The organism is Kosakonia radicincitans DSM 16656, from assembly GCF_000280495.2.
GTDB lineage: Bacteria > Pseudomonadota > Gammaproteobacteria > Enterobacterales > Enterobacteriaceae > Kosakonia > Kosakonia radicincitans.
Window position 1 is genome coordinate 4515012 of the sequence record NZ_CP018016.1, and the last position, 19279, is coordinate 4534290.

The window sequence follows — 19279 nt, forward strand, 5'->3', positions numbered from 1 at the left end:
GGTGTCTGTTAAACCCGTGGCGATTCATGTCGTCATGTTCATTGACCTGCTCCCTATCGATTAACACACGGGAAGGTGATTAGAGCATCATCAATGGCGATGACAGTTGTGTACTTCCGCTCCTCGCTCAGGCTGTGTGAAAACTCCTGATCACTTTTTGGTCTAAGCGATGGTTTCATATGATCAACCATTCTTGATAAACCCATGCGACGGAATGACTTTTTCATTAAAATTATAAGCATACAAATGAATACTGCGGATACCGACATGGTCCATCACATTCAAGGACAAGACAGGCATCAGGTGACATTGCTCCCTGATACACTGGATGATTTTGTCACTGAAGATAACCCCGTCAGAGTGGTTGATATATTTGTAGATGGATTAAAGCTTGATTCTCTTGGTTTCAGCAGAGTTGATGCAAAGCGAACTGGACGGCCCGGATATCACCCTGCCACCCTACTGAAGTTGTACATTTACGGATATCTCAACCGAATTCAGTCCTCCCGTAGACTGGAAAAAGAGGCCCATCGGAACGTTGAACTGATGTGGTTACTTGAACGATTAACGCCTGACTTTAAAACCATTGCAGACTTCAGAAAAGATAACGGTGAAGGTATCAGGAATGCCTGTCGGGCCTTTATTGGCCTGTGCCGGCAAATGCAAATGTTCACTGATGTCGTTGTTGCCATTGACGGCAGCAAATTCAAAGCAGTAAACAGCAAACCCAACAACTTCACATCCCAGAAAGCCAATGACCATATTGAGCGCGTTGAGCAAAGTATTACTTATTATTTAAACAAGCTGGATGAAGCCGACAAGTATACTGAGCCCGATGCAAACACAAAGTTAACAGCCACTAAACTGGCTTGGCTAAAAAAGCGCTTACGTGAGCTTCAGGAAATTCAACAAGCAGTCGCACAACAGCCAGATAAACAACTCTCTTTAACCGACCCTGACTCCCGGTTGATGAAAACAAATAATATGAACCGGCAAGTTTGCTACAACGTTCAGACAGCTGTGGATACGAAAAACCATTTGATTGTTGCGCATGAAGTCACCAACACAACAGATAATGGACAACTTGGTTCAATGGCAACACTGGCTCAGAAAGCTGTTGGCCGGAAAGACATAACAGTACTGGCCGACAAAGGGTATTACAGTCGCAGCGATATTAAAACAGTTCTGGATAGCGGAGCAGTGGCTTTGGTGCCAAAGGGAGATACCTCTGGTGCTGAACGTAAGGGGCTCTATAACCGCTCAATGTTCAGATATAACAGGGAAAAAGATGTTTATGTATGCCCAATGGGCAATGAGCTTCAGAATCGATTTACCTCAACAGAGGACGGACTGGAGCAACAGTTGTACTTTAACAATATTGCCTGTCGCGATTGCAGCCAGCGCTCCAGATGCACTACATCAAAACGCGATCCAAGGCGTATACGGCGTTGGGTTCATGAAGCTGAAATGGAAGAAATGCATGCGAGGCTTGAGTCATTTCCTCAGGCGGTGGTCATGCGAAAGCAAACGGTAGAACATCCGTTTGGGACAATTAAAATGTGGATGGGTGCAACGCACTTCCTGATGCGGAAATTTAAAAACGTCAGTACGGAAATCAGTCTACATATATTGGCTTATAACCTGAAAAGGATGCTATCGATATGGGGTACTGCAGGATTGATAATTCAGCTGCAGGAACAATACGGCTAACGGTTCCAGCCGTTTTATCCTCCAGTAACAACAGATATCAGGTTCTTCCCCGCAATAAAAACTTCTGAGTCATCCGAATAAAATCACAGATTACCTCGTCAACTTAAACGACATTCTTAAAACACAGATGAGAAATATTGTTTGGCTAATTGAAGCTATGAGTTTTCACACAGCCTGCGCTCATTGCAGACCTCACATCCCCAAATTTCACCATCTCCATACCATAAGTGAAGCCTTCTTACGCCTGGGAATGAATTCTGGAGGAGCAGGTCAAGACGTCATTTATTTCTGCCCAGGACTACGAATTGACGTGCTCGCGACAGTAAAGACGTTTCCAGCCTGTGGGCGTCAGCCCGGTCAGTTTACGGAAGATCTGCCGAAAGTAACTGGTGTCATTGAATCCGCACTGGCTAGCGACTTCGGTTAGCGACAGCGAATTATTGATCAGCAACTTCTCCGCCATCAGTACGCGCTGGCGATGAATAGCTTCCGTCAGCGTCAGACGAAAAACACGGCGGTAGACGCGTCCCAGATAATCTGCGTTGCAGTGCAACTCCTTTGCCAGCGAAGACGTGGTGATCGGCAAATGGAATTGGGTGCGAATGAGCTGATGGGCCTTCCACGCCAACGCCATTCCAGGGCTGTCATTGGCGCTTTCCTGCGGGCCGGGGGCGGCAATTTGTTGCAAGATCAGCAGCAAAATACACTCCATCGCCACGTTGCGGCGAATATTTTCCTGCTCGCTGAGAAACTGGCGAAACAGGGAAATGACATACTGCGGATCGCTCACCCGTGTATATTGGGGGACGCTCAGCAGCGCAGCATACCCCCTTTCTTCGGCCACGCCTTGCAGCCAGTCAAAATGCAGCCAGTAGAATTTGAGATCGGCTGGAAAAGCGCCCTCGCCCACATGGCGATGCCCCGGGCGCAGCAGCAAACTCTCGCCCGCCTGTACAATAAACAGGTGATCGTCTTCACGGATTTGCAGCTCTCCGCGCTCCACAAAGATGACTTCCCATGAGGTCAGCGTGCGCGCGGGATGGCTCCCTATCCCGCGAGAAATGAACAATCCGCCATTTTGCACACGAACCGGAAACGCTATGGATAATTCAAGCATCGATAATCAATTTTCCGCTTTTTAAGTCATATCAATAGGCCTTTCTATTTGATTATTAATCAAAAAATAGTTTACTGCCCGATCCAGCTCACACTTTATTAAACAGGTCGGAATCGCTCTCTTTTTATACTTTTCCCTTCTCTTGTTGAACGCCGTATTCCGGGCAAAATAAATCCGTACCTGAAAATAAGCCCGTCCTGATGCGGGCAATGGACTCTGACCCTGATGAGGAGTTTATTATGACTGCTAGCCCGATTACGCAAACCGAACTGACGCAGCAGGACGCGAGCGATGCCCTTTCCCTGCGCGAGAAAATCGGTTACGGGCTGGGTGACGCCGGTGGCACGGTAATCACCTGCCTGATCATGAATTTCCTGACATTTTTCTACACCGATGTATTTGGTCTTACCCCGGCGCTGGTCGGGACGCTGTTTATGGCGTTGCGTGTGTTTGATGCGGTGTCCGATCCGATTATGGGCATTATGGCTGACCGTACTCAGAGCCGCTGGGGACGTTTCCGTCCATGGCAACTGTGGATTGCGGTGCCGATTGGCGTGATCGGCGTTCTGACCTTTACCACACCTGACGTCAGCATGAACATGAAGATCGTCTGGGCGTTCGGTACCTATCTGTTGCTTTCCGTCAGCTATACCGCGATCAACGTGCCCTATTGCGCACTGATCAACACCATGACCAGCCGCCACAGCGAAGTGATTGCCTGCCAGTCCTGGCGCTTTGTGCTGTGCGGCGTGGCGGGTTTTTTGGTCTCTGTGGGCCTGCCCTGGCTGGTATCTGTACTGGGCAAAGGCAACACCGCGCAGGGTTATCAACTGGGCGTCGGGCTTCTGTGTAGCGTGGCGGTGGTGATGTTTCTGTGCTGTTTTTTCTGGGTACGCGAGCGCGTCTCACTGGACAGCCTGGGGAAATTTACCCTGCGTGAGCATCTGGCTGGGTTGCGCCGAAATGACCAGCTACTGCTGATGCTGCTGATGTCGTTCCTGCTGATCAATGTGTTCAACATTCGGGGTGGAGGCTATATGTACTTCATCACCTATGTCTTGCAGGGCAGTACTGCTTACACCTCGCTGTTTTTTACCATGGTGACGTTTGCCTCGATTCTTGGCTCGGTGCTGGTCAGCCCGCTTTCCAAACGCGTGGATACCGTCAGATTGTATTACTGGACCAACATCGTCCTGGCTGCGCTGGCAATCGTGATGTGGTTCTTGCCTACAAGCCCGGCGTGGCAGACCTTCTGGCTGGTGGTGATTTTTGGCAACGGTATTATTCTCGGCTTCACCCTGCCGCTGCATTTTGCATTGATGGCTTTCGCCGATGACTACGGTGAGTGGAAAACCCGCGTGCGCTCCTCGGGGATGAACTTCGCCTTTAATCTCTTCTGCATCAAACTGGCCTGGGCCTCAAGCGCCGGGATCATCAGCCTGGTGTTTATCTTTGTCGCTTATCACCCAGGCGCAGGGCACCAGACGACGGCATCGCTGCATGGCATTACCAGCATGGAAACCCTGCTGCCTGCTTTATTCCACTTGCTGCTGGCGTTCACTATTCTCGCCTGCAAACTCAACAATCCACTCATGGCGCGCATAGCCAGCGAGTTGCGTGTTCGCCATGCTCCGGTCTGAGGAGAACATTATGTCTGTGATGGAAGTCGATCTGCATAAGCTGAAAATTAACGATCCCTTTCTGGGTCAGTATCAGCAACTGGTAAGGGATGTCGTCATTCCTTATCAATGGGATGCGCTGAACGATCGGATCGCCGAGGCGGATCCCAGCCATGCAATTGAAAATTTCCGTATCGCCGCCGGGCTACAGCAGGGAGAATTTTACGGCATGGTGTTTCAGGACAGTGACGTGGCGAAGTGGCTGGAAGCCGTCGCCTGGTCGCTGTGCCAACAACCGGATGCGGAACTGGAAAAAACCGCCGATGAGGTGATTGAACTGGTGGCTGCCGCCCAGTGTGAAGACGGCTATCTCAACACCTATTTCACCGTCAAAGCCCCCAACGAGCGCTGGACTAACCTTGCGGAATGTCATGAGCTGTATTGCGCCGGGCATATGATCGAGGCCGGAGTGGCCTTCTTTCAGGCCACTGGTAAGCGCCGTCTGTTAGAGGTGGTGTGTAAACTTGCCGACCATATCGACAGCGTGTTCGGACCTGGTGAGACACAGTTGCACGGTTATCCCGGGCATCCCGAAATCGAGCTGGCGCTGATGCGCCTGCATGACGTAACGCAGGAGCCGCGTTATCTGGCGCTGGTGAATTACTTCGTCGAGCAGCGCGGAACGCAGCCGCATTTTTACGATATCGAATATGAAAAGCGTGGCAAAACATCTTACTGGAACACCTATGGCCCGGCGTGGATGGTAAAGGACAAAGCCTACAGCCAGGCGCATCAACCCATTGCCGGGCAGCAAACCGCTATCGGTCACGCGGTACGTTTTGTTTATTTGATGACCGGCGTGGCGCACCTGGCCCGGCTCAGCAATGATGAGGCGAAACGGCAAGACTGCCTGCGTTTATGGCATAACATGGCCCAGCGCCAGCTCTATATTACGGGCGGTATCGGTTCGCAAAGCAGCGGTGAAGCGTTCAGCAGCGATTACGATTTGCCGAACGACAGCGTGTATGCCGAAAGCTGCGCGTCCATTGGCCTGATGATGTTCGCCCGCCGTATGCTGGAGATGGAAGCGGACAGCCAGTATGCCGATGTGATGGAACGAGCGCTGTACAACACCGTGCTGGGCGGCATGGCGCTGGATGGTAAACACTTCTTTTACGTTAACCCGCTGGAGGTTCACCCGAAAACGCTCCGCTTTAATCATATCTATGATCACGTTAAACCGGTTCGCCAGCGCTGGTTCGGTTGCGCCTGCTGCCCCCCTAATATCGCGCGTTTGCTGACCTCGCTCGGTCATTACATTTATACCCCACACCAGGATGCGCTCTATATCAACCTTTATGTCGGCAACAGCATTGAAGTGCCCGTCGGGGATAAGGTTCTGCGGCTGCGTGTCAGCGGTAATTTCCCGTGGCAGGAAAAGGTGATGATTGCGGTTGAGTCGCCGTTGCCGGTGCAGCATACCCTTGCTTTACGCATGCCTGACTGGTGCGATGCGCCACAGGTCACGCTCAACGGCGTTGCGGTGGAAAAAGCGGTTCACAAAGGTTACCTGCATATTCACCGACTCTGGCAGGAAGGCGATACGTTAACCCTGACCTTGCCGATGCCGGTACGTCGAATATACGGTAATCCGCTGGTGCGGCACGTTGCCGGAAAAGTGGCGATTCAGCGGGGGCCACTGGTGTATTGCCTTGAACAGGCCGATAACGGTGAGGAACTGCACAACCTGTGGTTACCGCAAACCGCAACCTTCAAAACGACTGAAGGCAAAGGCCTGTTCTCGCACAAAGTTTTAATTCAGGCCGAGGGCATTAAACGCACGTCAGCGAATCCCGAACAAGCGTTGCTCTGGCACTATGACCATTCTCCATCAACCAGGCAGCCGCAGACATTAACCTTTATTCCGTGGTTTTGCTGGGCCAACAGAGGAGAAGGAGAGATGAGGATCTGGGTCAACGAAGAGTAAATCTTCTTTCCGCCGCCAGATTCAGTGGCGGTTTCATGATAGGCGGTAACATTATTATCCGCAGCGGTCTGATTTTTATGGGGGCAACTGCGGATGATGACCTGCGGGCCTTTGATGAGAAAACTGGCAAAGAGTCTTTGGACAACCTTAGCGCCGGGTTCCTTAAAGGAGTGACACCGTTCTACACTCCGCTATGTTATGAGCAAAAATGGTGAACCAGGTATCATGAAGCCATAGCCGTTGTTGTCGCTGTGCTTACGTATGTAGCTGACAGGGAAAAGAGCAATACTGCACCAATCCCGCAGAGCGTGCGCTGCGAATTCTGCACAGATCTCCCCCTGAGAAAAAACGCGCCAGGACGCTTCCCGGCGCGTCTCACACCTGAGGCGACTGTAAACATGACGCTGAATCAGTTTATTTCAACGGCAAATAGATATCCGTGAGTAATTCATGTTCCGCTACCTCATGCACAAAGTTGTGGTAATGAAAGAAAAGCGGGAAGTCGCGAAGTTCCTCGCCACTCTCAGGCAACCAGTCACGATACAGAGTTTTAGCCAACCCGGTTAATGCATCATGCGATCCCTGATGGCGCAACACCGCACATCGACCAGCAGGGATGTCACTATTTATCACCCCAAAGCGATTGTCCTCCGCAATGGGTGACGTTACTGTCCCGCAAATATGGAACTCAAATTCATCGGGCGGTGTTAAGTCCGGATCGTGTGGTGCAATACCGTATGTCTGGCTGCTGGCAACAGGCGAATAACCCGTGGTTTTTCGCCATTCAATAAAGCGGGCCGCAGTTTCGTTTATTAGCTCCGGTTGTCCATAATGAGTCAGCATTGCGACTGATGTCGCGGGAAAATGGATGATCTTGATCTGGCCTTGCATCGTTTGTCTCCTGGCTTTATAAGGTTCGGATATGCGCTTATGCCAATCGACCCAAGGGGGCTGCTGGCGAAATTGCGTCGGTGAGAGACCAAACATTTGTCTGAAAGCACGGCTAAATGATTCAGAATGCTGGAAACCGGCGTCGAACGCGATATCAGTGATTTTCTCTAACGGATTAAAAGCCAGCCGATAAGATGCGCGTTTTAAACGCATCATCTGGATGTAACGACCAGGTGGCATCCCACAATAACTACAAAACTGACGATGGAAGTGAAATGGCGAGAAGTGAGCCACTTCACTGAGTTTCTCCAGTAATAATGTGTCATCGAGATGACAGTCAATATAATCAAAGACCTGTTTAAAACGTCTGGCGTAACTATCGGTTTTGTTATCACACATGGCTTCCTCCGTGCTGCTTAATATGCTCGAAGGCGATTCAGTTTGCCTGACCGATCTTGCCCAAAGAACGTCCGCAGAAACATTGACGAATAAAAACGTGCCAGAGCGCGTTTGAGCCGCTTATTGCAGCTTTTCCATAGATGGCTGTTTGATGAGTTGTGGCCTCACGTTGCCGGATAATGCCTGAGCACTGAGATATTCAGGATTCACACAGCCATCCTTCTTCCCAGACAGCTAAGATGCCAGCGTTTTCCATTACTACTCAGTTGCGTCATGCTTAGCGGTTGAATATCAAGCAGTTGAAAAGAACTGGCAGGCGCATCGAGCAATTGAATCACTATCGCCCTGATAACCGTAGAGGAAACAATCGCACACTGACACCCTCGCTCTGCAACTCTCAGCGAGAGCCACCTTCCTGTGCGCGCCATTACTTGCACAATATTTTCTCCTCCCGGTGGCGCGTCCCCGGAAAGCCAGCACTGAAATGCGCCATGCTCCTGCTCAATAACCTTTTTAATCGGGATGCCCGCCCAACGGCCATATCCGGGTTCAGCGAGTTCCGCAACGGACTCACCACACAGCCCTAGCGCAGATGTTGTCTGCCGTGCAGGTAGATCCGGAGCGGTCCAGACTTTACTGAATGGCCCGACGCACTCCTTTAGCTGACGCAGTTGGTTCACGGAAGTTTCGGTAAGAGGATCGTCAAACGGGAACCGCGAGTTCCTGTTTGCCAGGGTTTCCCCCTGGCAAATCAGTTGCATCACGAAGGCCATGCCGTCAGCATCCTTCGGCCAGATAACGATGCCCGGGCTTGCGCAGCGTCCTTTCGGCAAATGTGCCAAACAATAGCCCCGTTGCGCACCACATCGTTAACTGAGTGCCGAAAGCACTCAGGCGAAAACGCCACAGGAGATCGGCGGAGAAACCCTCCGGAACCTCATTCACTGCGGGCATCAGCATGCAGATGGCAATCAGCATCGCCAGCCCCACCAGCCCTCCCCACAGCGCGGCATTCCACCCGCCCAGCCTCTGTCTCAGTTGATGGGCGCTCCAGGCTGCGGTCACGACAATCACCACGGAAACCAGCAACATGCTGAAGTAGAGCGCAGTCCGATAGCCAATTGTTGAAGGATCTCCCACCGCAGGAGGGTTAGGAGGATATTTCAGCCCCGGAATCATGCTCATTATCAGGAACCCGCCCAGCGACAATGACAGCGCCAGCGCTCTTGCTCCTCGCGGTCCTGTGCGTTGCCAGCACAGCGACCAGAAAAGGGCCAGAGCACCACCCATCGCCGCACTGAACAGGATCATTCCGCTCAGCAGACCCGCACCAGACTGTGTTTTCCGGCTAAAAACTTCGCCGCCAGCGTCACCCTCGTGGTGATGCCCACCTTCCCCACTTAACTGCTTGTGGGAAAGGGCTTCTTCAAATGAAATCGCACTATCGACCTGCGGCTCCCCGAAGAAACGGGCGAAGCTAAAGGCGATAATGCCGGCGAGGAGCCCGGCCATCATCCCCTGTAACAGCAGTTTTCCCGTCATGGTTTTATCCTCAGTGGCAGGGGAATCCCAGCAGATGCCGGGCATCATGGAAGTATTCGTGTACCTGATTGCCGGAAAAAACGGCAGTGGCCCCCTGCTCTGCCCCGATAAAATAGACAGACAGCATCACCATCAGCGTGATAAATGCAATCCACGGCAATATGGCATTAAACGGAATAGGCGCCTGTACGACTTCAATTTTATTAACGGTATGTTCCATTTTTCTTCCTCATAACGGGCTGTGGATAATATTCATGGTTTCATTCTGGCGGAGGCCGGGCTGACCGCCACGGGAACACGAAGAGCCGGATGGTGATGATTATGGGCTGGCGCGCAGGTCGCGCTGGTCAGTACAACCGGCATCCCGTGCGGAGTATTCAGATAAGCCTGACGCCATTCATTGGTTCGCCGGGTAATATCTTCCTTTCCTGTCAGTTCCAGCGACAGGAGCATTTTTTCTGCGGCTGAGACCCACTGCCGGTAATAGGCGTCGTTGATGCTTTCGCCTTTCTGAAGCGGGCTGGCTTTTATTTCCTTGCTGAAAACATCCACCCACGCCTTCCAGCTGAACTGCCCGGCCTGATGAAGATAAACGATCAGCGAAAAAACCTGCGCCTGCCACGGATGTTCAAATGGGGCGCTCTCCTCGACAGAGGGAGCAGAGTTTGTCCGGATTTCTGAACTCATAGCGCCTCCAGATAGTCGTCCCACAGATCAATTCGCACGGTGTCTTTAGGCGGTGCTTTCTCGCCCCATAGCTCAGTTGCGGCAAAGCTCACGCTGTAAACATGCTGAGGATGTTCGCCCTGGTCATGGGCCGCCGTATCCGGGGTGATAAATACGCCATGGTCAATCACAATCGTACCGATTTTGCCACGGGCATAGCGCGGCAGGCGGGTATGCCCGGCAGGATTGATATTTTTGGTTCTGACCAGGTCGCCAGGCTTAAAGCTGGCCGGCACATCCATCGCTACCCGTGCAGATCCCCCGGTACTGACAACCGCCTGCACCATATCCAGACGCAGCACCGGTGTTTCCGGCGAGGCTGCCAGCGGCTTAACCGCACCGGAAAGCTCATCCGCAGTAATAACACCTCTCTCAAGCAGAAGTGTTTCGAAAGCATGCATCCAGTGTTCGTAGTAGCTCTCTTCGAGATAATGCGCCGGTTTCATGCGCTCAATGGCATGCCGGAACATATCAACGTTGAAGTGACCTCCAACGAACAGAGAGGCAAAAAGCGAAAAGGTACGCCTCTCCCATTCATGATGGAAAGGAGGCTCGTTTTCTTCAGTGATGACGGCGCCCATACCATGCATGCCGCCCAGATCGTGTATCCCGTTCATCTGATTCTCCAAAAAAGTTGAAAGAAATACCGTGTGTTACTTATCACCCGGCTGGAGTGCCACACCCGTACCAATCATGGAATCACGGGTTACCAGTTCGACCAGTTGCTCTTCACTCCAGCCCTCAGTCCCGGCAGGTCTTTCCGGCAGAACCAGATAGCGCAACTCAGCGCTGCTGTCCCACACCCGAATTTCCCTGTCCTCGCTGATGTTGAGACCAAACTCGGCCAGAACACTGCGGGGCTCAATGACAATACGCGATCGGTAGGGAGCTGATTTGTACCAGGCAGGAGGAAGGCCAAGCGTTGGCCAGGGATAACATGAGCAAAGCGTACAGACCGTTACGTTATGAACCTCGGGAGTATTTTCAACCACCATCATGTCTTCCCCCTGCACACCTGAAAAACCCAGTTCCGCAATGGCCCCGGTACCATCGGCAAGAAGACGAGCCTTATAATCAGGGTCGGTCCAGGCTTTTGCCACGACAAGCGCGCCGTTCCTCGGACCAATTCGGTGTTCATACGTGTCGATAAGCTCATCCAGCGCAGCGGGATCTACGAGGCCTTTTTCTGTCAGCAGGGACTCCAGCGCCTTCACGCGAAGCGCAATTTCCTCAGGTGGTTCAGTATGGTCATGAGGGTGTTCGTGGTCGTGTGCCATGTTAAGTCTCCGGAAAGTTTAATGTCATTGCCGGGCTCCTGGTCCGGCGGTATCGCCCTGAACAGACGGGCTACAAACGTTTACATCTCCTGCCAGTTACCACTCGCTTCCAGCGCGGCGGCGGCCTGATAGATAGTGCTTTCAGCGTAGTGCCGCCCAATCAGCATCATGCCCACCGGTAGCCCGTCAACCAGCCCGCAAGGTACAGACATGGCCGGATGGCCTGTCACGTCCTGTGCTGACGTGTTGCCAATCATCTCGAATGCTCTGGAGATATACTCGGTAATTGAACAACCCGCTTCTGGCAGCGGCTGGGCCGTCACCGGAACTGTCGGCATGACCAAAAGATCGAAATCACCGAACGCGCGGTCATAGTCCGCCCGGGCCAGACGGGCCAGGTTCTGTGCCTTCGCGTAATAACGTCCCTTATAGCGCGTCAGTCCATACTGGCCGATGAGCATGCAGATCTTGAGAGAGGGAGAAAGTGTGTCCGCGCTGTCACGCCAGGCCGCATGTTTGTCCAGCAGGGATATGTCGTAGAGTCCTTCCCAGTTAAAACCCATCCCATTGCCATGCATCATCTGCATGGTGAGTCCTTCACAACCAATAGGTGACCACAGCGCGGCGGCAAGCTGATGACCGGGCACAGAGACTTCCCCAACGACTGCGCCAAGACTTTCCAGCCGCGCCACCGCGCTACGGACCTTTTCAGCAAGCAGGGGCTGGAGATTGGGCAACTGGAATCCTTCCGTTACCACCCCGATTTTCAGCCCCCTGACCCCTTTATCAAGTGCCGCGGTATAGTTGCCCCCCCGCGAGGTGTACTGCCGCGGATCAAGCCCGTCCGGTCCAGCCATTACCTCCAGCATCAGAGCATTGTCCTTCACAGTTGCGGTAATCGGCCCGGCATGATCGAGGGTGGCTTCAATTGGCATAATTCCGGTATAGGGAACCAACCCATGGGTCGGCTTCATGCCGTAAGCGCCACAAAAAGCGGCCGGAATACGGATGGAGCCTCCCTGGTCGCAGCCTATCGCCATATCCACTTCCCCGGCGGCAACCAGCGCCGCACTACCCGATGAAGAGCCTCCCGCGCTGTACCCTCTGCGCCAGGGATTATGTACCGGAGCGGGATCTGACGTATGGCTGCCGCCTGAGAGGCAGAAATGTTCACAGGTGGCTTTACCAAGAATGGTGGCACCGGCATCAAGGAGACGCGTTACCACGGTGGCATCAAAAGCGGGTACATGGCCCTCAAGCGATGTTGCGCCGTTCATCATCGGGACGCCGGCCAGGGAAATATTGTCCTTAAGCACCACGGTTTTCCCTGCAAGCCTGCCTTCCGGTGTCCCCTGCACCTCGCTTTTGTAATACCAGGCATTCAGCGGATTTTCTTCGCCCTCAGGGCGGTATCCTTTTTTACGCGGATATTCAACTGAGGGGATCTCATCCCTTAGCCCGTCAATCAGGTCGTAGGCGTCGAGATTGGGCTGCATAAGGGCAAGATATTCTGCCGCCTCACTCTCAGAAATCTGCATATGAAGCTCTCTTGCAATCTGCTGCAACTGGCTGGCGTCGGGACGTTCAATGGACATATTTATTCCTTCTATCAAGAATGACTGACTGGATCCTGATCTGAACATATCGCACTGGCACTGCCTCGACCTGGCTGAGACGGACAGTGACATGGTCAGGAAGGACAGCGTCAGAAAACGCGTGCATAGCGGAGATTTAGCCTGAAATTCTCTTCTGCGCCGTTTTCTACGCGCAGGTCCCTGCCCAGCTGTATCTGGAACTGATCGCGGGGGGTAACAAATTTCGTGGCTGTGATACGGACGTTAGTGGTCTGTGCCGGGTTATCTTGCTTGTCACCGTCAATAGTGGTTTCACCGCCCCAGGTCTGACCAAAACCCAGGCCGAACGCCAGGGTAGGATCGGGCATGTAACGTCCCATAATCTGGGCTGCCCATGCATTGTCCTGCTGAAGGCGGGATGAGGTGGGCCCGTAATAGTTATTGTCACCGTACCAGATGGCGTCGCCGACCACGTCCAGCGCCCATTTATCAGTGAAATATTTCACCCAGGCCGCCTGCAGGTCGACTTTCCAGCGGTTCTCCCCCAGATTTAGCGCATCGTTGTGGTCATAATTGCCGCTCGGCACATAGAGATAGGGAGCAAAGCCGAAAATATCGCCCCCACTGTTAAGTTTTACCTTCAAAGGCACGGTAAGGATCAGGTCACCGGTACCGCTCGCTGAGCCGAGAGAAGACGCGTCGCCACCGCCTGATATCCGGCCAAAAGGCAGCAGGAATTGCGGGTCGAGCGTAGCTGACTCACTGATCTGCAACGTGTGTAGCAGGCGCAGCATGCCAATATCAGAGGTCAGGTTGTAGTCAGAGCTGATTTTGTCACCGCGGGAGTGCGCAGAACCGGTTGAAGCATGCTGATAATAAAGTAGCCCCACGGTGGTGCCGTCGGGAAATTGACTATAGTCGCCGGGAGCTACCTCAACGGCGAGTGCAGGCGCAGAACCAAGCAGTATGGCGGGCAGGAAAAAGCGTAGTGCGTGCATAATTTATCCCCGGAGAATTAAGTGATAGTCGTGTTGTTCAGCGTTGAGCATCACGCAGCATCCCGGTCATCGGATGGCAGTTGATATATTCGAAGGTCTGAAACCGGGCATCTGAAACAGAAACCTCGTGGTAAAGCCGCAGTTTCTGCAATCCGGTTACCACCCGGAAAAAGGTGGTGAAGATGCGAAGATGTGTGGGATGTGATTCCGCCCAGCGCTCGAGCCGGTCAAGTGAACGCCAGAAGCCGATATCGTAGGCAATATCCAGCAGATTTCCGTTGATATCCACGTTACGAACAAAGCGGTTGCTGTAACAACCCAGCGACTGACCTTCATCCCGAAGAAAATCCATACCCGCCTGCAAAGGAGGGAGCATTTCTGTGAAGTAAAGCTGACGTTCTGGCTCTTCCGCTTCCATCCAGTCCTGCCCTGAACGAATGAGCGTAATGTTGTCATGTCCTTGCACTACAACCCTGCCGCCAGCATCAGGATCGCCAGAAATAATGCGCAGTTCATTGTCAGGCTGCATCCAGTCATTCTGGGATGCAGGGATGCGGTCACGCACAGACCCCCAGTAACCATGTTCCTGGATCTCACCACTGATATTATCCATCACCGCGCCGACGCCCGGCAGATCATCCTTAAAGGCATACAGAGTCTCAAACTGTTCTGCCCGCGGGGCGATAATTTCGCGGAAATAACCGACGCCATCCTGCAGACGCTCATCTGAAGACCACCAGTTTTCGATCTCCGGCTGACGGACCCAGCGACAGTACGCAGCCGGAACCCGCCAGTACCCCACCACGATGAAATTACCGTAGCCCTGGTTGTCGGTATGAAAAGAGATGTCATGATTGCCGGGCCCGTTACTCAGGCTAAAGGTCGATACTATGTGCTGCATTGCCCGGACCGCGTTCTCACGATCCTCTTCACGAAATTGCACCCCCAGATAAGCCATAACGACCTGTGTCAGATCATCGCTGGCCCGTCCGACAAACATAGGGAAAGGTGGCTGATAGCCGTCGTGAACCCGGCGTGAAAGTGTGCGGGGGCATTGCAGGTGTTTATCAATGGCAGATTCCATAAAGTCTCCCGGATATAGAGTTTCAGCGATGGGTAAATTCCCTACTGATACTCAGGGAGAAAACTACGGGATACCTGGCTCAACCGGACATTCGCATGGTCAGGAAGGACACATCGATATTTATCATTGCGGGGGAGTCGTGATGAAATAAAACAGTGCAGCTTTGCCCGTTAATAGTGCACCGCCTCACGTTTAACACATCTGAATATATCCATTACCCATGAAATATCTCTCAAAATTGTCATGGCGCAAATATTGCTTTCAGTTTGAAATAATTCATTCTGCTATGAGGTGTCGCCGTGAACAGTCATTCCACTTCCCGGGATATACGCTATTCCACCGAGCATGTTTCAGCGCATCACCGTTTCGAATACTGGAATGATGTTATTCTTCGTCACTGCATTCCTTCGGATGGTAAACCGCTCGCTGATGGCAGGTTTGACGGAGAACTTGCCGTAAGAGAAGTGGGGCTGGTGGATGTATGCACTCTCACTTCAACGCTTCACCACTGGGAGAGAAAACCACGCCATCTGAGAACAGGACCGGACGACGATTTATGGCTCGGTTATTTTCGGGGAGGATATGGACAACTGGAACAGGGAGGACGAAAAGCATGTCTATCGTCCAATGATTTAGTTCTTTATGATGCGGCACAAACGTTTCGCTTCAGTCTGGGGGGCGAAAATAACCATCTCATACGAATACCCCGGCATCTGCTCGCAGGAAAAGTCCCCGCCAGCGAGACCCTGACCGCCACTATTCTTGATGATACCCGTCCGGGTATTATTCCGCTGCGTGAGATGATTAGCCAGGCAGCTCAAACGCCTGTGCTGATGAGTAATCCGGCTGTGGCCAGTCGCTTTTCACAAACGATGCTGGATCTACTGATTCTGAGCCTGGAGTTGCAGGATCATAATACAGCGGCTTCAGAACGCGATTTATATGCAAAAATGAGAAGCTATATCAGCAGAAATCTGACTAACCCTGAGCTTAGCGTAGAGAATATTGCTGTCGCTCATCACGTATCCGTGCGTACCGTTACCCGGACCTTTGCCCGCCATCAGAAAACGCCAGCAGCCGTTATCTGGCAAGAGCGACTTCAGGCCAGCCGTGATGCACTTGAACAGGGGCGAGTGCGCAGCGTATCTGAGGCGGCGCTTGAGTACGGATTCTCTGATTTTACTCATTTCAGCCATGCATTCCGTAAAGCATTTGGCGTCACACCGAGCTCGGTCATGAAACAACAACGTCAGTTTTTTATACTGGACTGACCCCGCCCGGTCGTGAGAACAGAAAACAACCAGAATCTATGATCTCATTCATCATTCCAACAGCGGCTTCTGCACCTTCAATTTCTTTTTTTTCTATCTCACTGCCATTGCTTTCAAAATTAATTCCTTTTCGTTCATTCCCTGTAAGCACACCCGTTTTAGTTCCACGCACTTTTTGAGGTTTCCAGGGGTTCAGCCATCAGCCGGTACTCTTCCGGCGTCAGGTTATTCAGGGGTTCATAAGCCGTTCGCTGTTATCGTTCCGCCAGCCAGCTTTCCGTGATTTCCCGCGCTTCATTCAGGGTTCTGAACAGATAAAAATTCAGAATTTCTGTCCGGTACGTCCGGTTAAACCGTTCGATAAAACCATTCTGCGTTAGCTTTCCCGGTTTCACGGCAGACATCCTTAACGGTACGTTCGGCTTCAACAGACTTCAGAACGGCAATGAACTGATGTCTGGTGAATCGGGCTTTACGCATGGTGATCTCCTCAGGAGGAGATAATCTGTATGCCGGAAGATCGCTAAAAGTGAATGGGCCGGTTTGCAGGGATGCTTACAGGTAGATCTGAGAAGAGTTTGAAATGGTGCCGATAATAGGAGTCGAACCTACGACCTTCGCATTACGAATGCGCTGCTCTACCAACTGAGCTATATCGGCCCTGCGATGCGTTCACGAATGTGAATCACGGAGTAGAAGGTTAAAACTAAGCGAGTGATGCGTCAATGCCCTTGGGAATCAAACGGCTACTTTTGCACCACCCTGCTTCATTTGTGCGCGGTGGAGCGTGCTGTCGCAGGTAGATTGCTGGCATTTCCAGCACTCGCACCGTTTCTGTGTACCGTCATCGCGACCCTGTCTTAGCCAGGTTAAATGAACTAAAAGTATGAACAGATATATTTATATAATTTACGCAAATTATTCGTGAGTTTATTATAAATATTGCTCATCTATTATATGTATCATTTCATTTAAAGCCGTTGTTTAAGTAAAGATAATTCTCTTAATTCACTACATTCTTATATATTAAGTAGAATCCCATAAAACATTTAAATAGGTTAAGACGGTATCCCCTTATTTCTACATTTCTTTTTATTCATCAGCATGATTAGCCACATAAAAGCGCTGTATTCAACCTATATGAAGTCTTCCTTTGCTGATTGAGTAAAGTATTATATATGGGTTATTACACCATTACGCTTAGTTGTATTCCTCGAGACACAAGGACGCTTTATGCTCTCATCTTTTCGGAATCGAATATTATTTATCGTGGTCGCAATTCTGGTGCTATCACTTTCTTTGAACACCGCAATTAACTATTTTATCAGTAATAATGCGACGACAAAGTCGATCAACTCAACCCTGACTTCCTTAGCGGAAAGTAACACTACAACAATAGAACAGTGGGTTACCACGCGAATTGCGCAAATATCAAATCTTACACCTTACGTTAATCACCCGGACCCGGTAGCACTGCTTAAGCAAGTTGCCGCAGCCGGAAACTTCTTAAATGTCGACATTGCATTTACTGACAAGCATGTTTTATCTTCCGACCCTTCAGGTATTCCTGAAGGATATGATCCTACCAGCCGGCCATGGTATATCGAGGCTAACAATGCCAGAACAACCATCATTACTGAGCCTTATCAGGATATTTCTTCCCGACGTTTGACGATGACTATCGCCACGCCTGCTTTCAACAATAATGCATTGCAAGCGGTAATCGAAGGCGATATTGCGATGGATGAAATTATTAAAAATGTCCGGGCGATACATCCAACGCCACGCAGTTTTGGCATGCTTATCGATGCGCAAGGGCAAATCATTGCGCATCCCAATGATGATCTCACCATGAAGCAGCTAAGTTCTGTCAGCCCGAATCTTAATTTATCCAAACTACTCGCTTCCGCTACTCCAGTTGAAGCAAGCATTTCCGGGGCAGATGCCTATCTGCTGGCTCGCCCGATTAAAGGTACGGCGTGGTATATCGTTGTAGCGATTGATAAAAACGAAGTCAGAAGCGGGATGAATACCTTACTGCAAACATCAGCCATTTCGCTGCTTGTCCTGATCTGTTTATCTGTGCTGACCGTCGGCTACATTACGCAGAAGAGCGTTGCGCCCCTGATTAAGATCCGTGAAGCGATGGACGAGTTCTTCTCTTCCGATAAAGGCGATCTGACGCAACGTTTACCGGTACACGGCAAAGATGAAATCGCACAAATCGCCATAGCCTTCAACGGCTTCACCGACAAACTGGTCGAAGCGATGACCAGCATCCGCAACAATAGCGGGCAGGTACGCGCTGCGGCGATAGAAATGTCATCACGAAACGATGACCTGGCTCTGCGCACGGAAGAGTCTGCTGCCAGCCTGCAACAGACGTCAGTATCGCTTGAGGAGATCTCTGCCAACGTAGCCCACTCGTCGGCCACCTCTCGCGAGGCGAATACGGCCGCCGTTGACGCGGCAAGTGACGCACAGCAAGGCATTGATTCTGTTCATTATCTCATTAAGACAATGAAAGAGATTGAAGCCGCATCGTCGCAAATTAGCGTGATTACCAGCGTTATCAACGGTATCGCTTTCCAGACGAACATCCTGGCGCTCAACGCCTCGGTAGAAGCGGCGCGCGCTGGCGAACAGGGGCGTGGATTTGCCGTTGTCGCCAATGAAGTGCGGCAGTTGGCCAGCCGTAGCGCAGAGGCGGCGAAAGAGATCAGCAATCTCATCGATACCACGGTAAGCAGCGTCGCCTCTGGCGTACAGCAAGTAGATAATACCAGTACGACGATGCAAAAAATCGTCGGTAGCGTCTCCTCAGTAACCACCATGATTGCTGAAATCAGCCTGGCGACAGAGGAACAAACCAAAGGCATCAATGAAATCAGCAAAGCAGTGACGCAACTCGAAACCACCGTGCAGCGTAACGTGCAATTGACGGAAGAGTCCAAAAGCACCGCTTCAGGGCTGTTGCAGCAGGCAAACGAGCTTATGGATGCCATCCGGCGCTATAAAATGTAAGGCTTCGCGCCTGTAAACAGGCCGATCGTTGAAGTTATTCGCGAGAGGAATTTGCAGGCG

At 51.6% G+C, this 19279-nt stretch carries 19 protein-coding genes, 1 tRNA gene and 1 pseudogene; 6 read left to right on the forward strand and 15 right to left on the reverse strand.

Annotated features, from left to right (window positions below; genetic code table 11):
• The first annotated feature begins 267 nt into the window (after positions 1 to 267).
• Positions 268 to 1710, forward strand: a complete 1443-nt coding sequence (locus Y71_RS21740) for an IS1182 family transposase (RefSeq protein ID WP_072439066.1) — start codon at positions 268 to 270, stop codon at positions 1708 to 1710.
• 298 nt (positions 1711 to 2008) lie between these two features.
• Here the strand turns inward: Y71_RS21740 and Y71_RS21745 are convergent, their stop codons facing one another.
• On the reverse strand, positions 2009 to 2827 hold the full coding sequence (locus Y71_RS21745; RefSeq protein WP_007373341.1) for a helix-turn-helix transcriptional regulator: 819 nt from the start codon (positions 2825 to 2827) through the stop codon (positions 2009 to 2011).
• 239 nt (positions 2828 to 3066) lie between these two features.
• On the opposite strand from Y71_RS21745, the gene Y71_RS21750 reads away from it, so the two are divergent.
• The 3 genes from Y71_RS21750 to Y71_RS31190 all read left to right on the forward strand — a co-directional run bounded on the left by Y71_RS21750 (position 3067) and on the right by Y71_RS31190 (position 6648).
• Entirely contained in the window at positions 3067 to 4467 is a 1401-nt protein-coding gene (locus Y71_RS21750) for an MFS transporter (protein WP_007373340.1), read from the forward strand.
• 10 nt (positions 4468 to 4477) lie between these two features.
• A complete protein-coding gene (locus Y71_RS21755; protein WP_007373339.1) occupies positions 4478 to 6433 on the forward strand; it encodes a glycoside hydrolase family 127 protein in 1956 nt (651 codons plus the stop codon).
• Positions 6434 to 6510: 77 nt separating this feature from the next.
• Positions 6511 to 6648, forward strand: coding sequence for a hypothetical protein (locus Y71_RS31190; RefSeq protein WP_494337777.1), 138 nt, complete (start codon positions 6511 to 6513; stop codon positions 6646 to 6648).
• Positions 6649 to 6847: 199 nt separating this feature from the next.
• On the opposite strand, the gene Y71_RS21765 is transcribed toward Y71_RS31190, so the two are convergent.
• The 10 genes from Y71_RS21765 to oxdA form a co-directional block, all read right to left on the reverse strand.
• Positions 6848 to 7723, reverse strand: a complete 876-nt coding sequence (locus Y71_RS21765) for an AraC family transcriptional regulator (RefSeq protein ID WP_007373337.1) — start codon at positions 7721 to 7723, stop codon at positions 6848 to 6850.
• Positions 7724 to 7929: 206 nt separating this feature from the next.
• A complete protein-coding gene (locus tag Y71_RS21770; RefSeq protein ID WP_236946445.1) occupies positions 7930 to 8565 on the reverse strand; it encodes a histidine phosphatase family protein in 636 nt (211 codons plus the stop codon).
• Positions 8501 to 9265: a CbtA family protein gene (locus Y71_RS21775; RefSeq protein WP_007373334.1), complete on the reverse strand. Its 765-nt coding sequence runs from the start codon at positions 9263 to 9265 to the stop codon at positions 8501 to 8503. Before Y71_RS21775 ends, Y71_RS21770 begins: the two co-directional genes overlap by 65 nt.
• Positions 9266 to 9275: 10 nt before the next feature.
• Positions 9276 to 9485 (reverse strand): CbtB domain-containing protein, encoded by a 210-nt coding sequence (locus Y71_RS21780; protein ID WP_007373333.1) that lies wholly within the window; start codon positions 9483 to 9485, stop codon positions 9276 to 9278.
• Positions 9486 to 9517: 32 nt separating this feature from the next.
• Positions 9518 to 9952, reverse strand: coding sequence for a nitrile hydratase accessory protein (locus tag Y71_RS21785; protein WP_007373332.1), 435 nt, complete (start codon positions 9950 to 9952; stop codon positions 9518 to 9520).
• The gene (gene nthB / locus Y71_RS21790; RefSeq protein ID WP_007373331.1) at positions 9949 to 10608 is read right to left on the reverse strand and encodes a nitrile hydratase subunit beta; all 660 of its coding nucleotides are present in this window, start codon (positions 10606 to 10608) and stop codon (positions 9949 to 9951) included. Before nthB ends, Y71_RS21785 begins: the two co-directional genes overlap by 4 nt.
• 36 nt (positions 10609 to 10644) lie before the next feature.
• Positions 10645 to 11268, reverse strand: a complete 624-nt coding sequence (nthA, locus tag Y71_RS21795; RefSeq protein ID WP_035943177.1) for a nitrile hydratase subunit alpha — start codon at positions 11266 to 11268, stop codon at positions 10645 to 10647.
• Positions 11269 to 11348: 80 nt separating this feature from the next.
• Positions 11349 to 12863, reverse strand: coding sequence for an amidase (locus tag Y71_RS21800; protein WP_007373329.1), 1515 nt, complete (start codon positions 12861 to 12863; stop codon positions 11349 to 11351).
• 110 nt (positions 12864 to 12973) lie between these two features.
• Positions 12974 to 13840: a transporter gene (locus Y71_RS21805; RefSeq protein ID WP_007373328.1), complete on the reverse strand. Its 867-nt coding sequence runs from the start codon at positions 13838 to 13840 to the stop codon at positions 12974 to 12976.
• A 37-nt stretch (positions 13841 to 13877) separates the two neighbouring features.
• The gene (gene oxdA, locus Y71_RS21810; protein ID WP_007373327.1) at positions 13878 to 14924 is read right to left on the reverse strand and encodes an aliphatic aldoxime dehydratase; all 1047 of its coding nucleotides are present in this window, start codon (positions 14922 to 14924) and stop codon (positions 13878 to 13880) included.
• A 299-nt stretch (positions 14925 to 15223) separates the two neighbouring features.
• On the opposite strand from oxdA, the gene Y71_RS21815 reads away from it, so the two are divergent.
• Positions 15224 to 16195, forward strand: a complete 972-nt coding sequence (locus Y71_RS21815; RefSeq protein WP_007373326.1) for a helix-turn-helix domain-containing protein — start codon at positions 15224 to 15226, stop codon at positions 16193 to 16195.
• Here the strand turns inward: Y71_RS21815 and Y71_RS30155 are convergent.
• From Y71_RS30155 to Y71_RS21825, 4 genes and pseudogenes are all read right to left on the reverse strand, one after another.
• Positions 16182 to 16367: a hypothetical protein gene (locus tag Y71_RS30155; RefSeq protein ID WP_139201273.1), complete on the reverse strand. Its 186-nt coding sequence runs from the start codon at positions 16365 to 16367 to the stop codon at positions 16182 to 16184. The genes Y71_RS21815 and Y71_RS30155 overlap by 14 nt on opposite strands.
• Positions 16354 to 16590: pseudogene (locus Y71_RS21820) on the reverse strand (integrase core domain-containing protein); the annotation flags it as partial. The pseudogene Y71_RS21820 and the gene Y71_RS30155, both read right to left, overlap by 14 nt.
• Entirely contained in the window at positions 16544 to 16675 is a 132-nt protein-coding gene (locus Y71_RS30160) for an IS3 family transposase (protein WP_007373324.1), read from the reverse strand. The gene Y71_RS30160 and the pseudogene Y71_RS21820, both read right to left, overlap by 47 nt.
• A 104-nt stretch (positions 16676 to 16779) precedes the next feature.
• A tRNA-Thr gene (locus Y71_RS21825) sits at positions 16780 to 16855 on the reverse strand.
• A gap of 573 nt (positions 16856 to 17428) precedes the next feature.
• On the opposite strand from Y71_RS21825, the gene Y71_RS21830 reads away from it, so the two are divergent.
• Positions 17429 to 19219, forward strand: a complete 1791-nt coding sequence (locus Y71_RS21830) for a methyl-accepting chemotaxis protein (protein ID WP_035943173.1) — start codon at positions 17429 to 17431, stop codon at positions 19217 to 19219.
• Positions 19220 to 19279 lie beyond the last annotated feature (60 nt).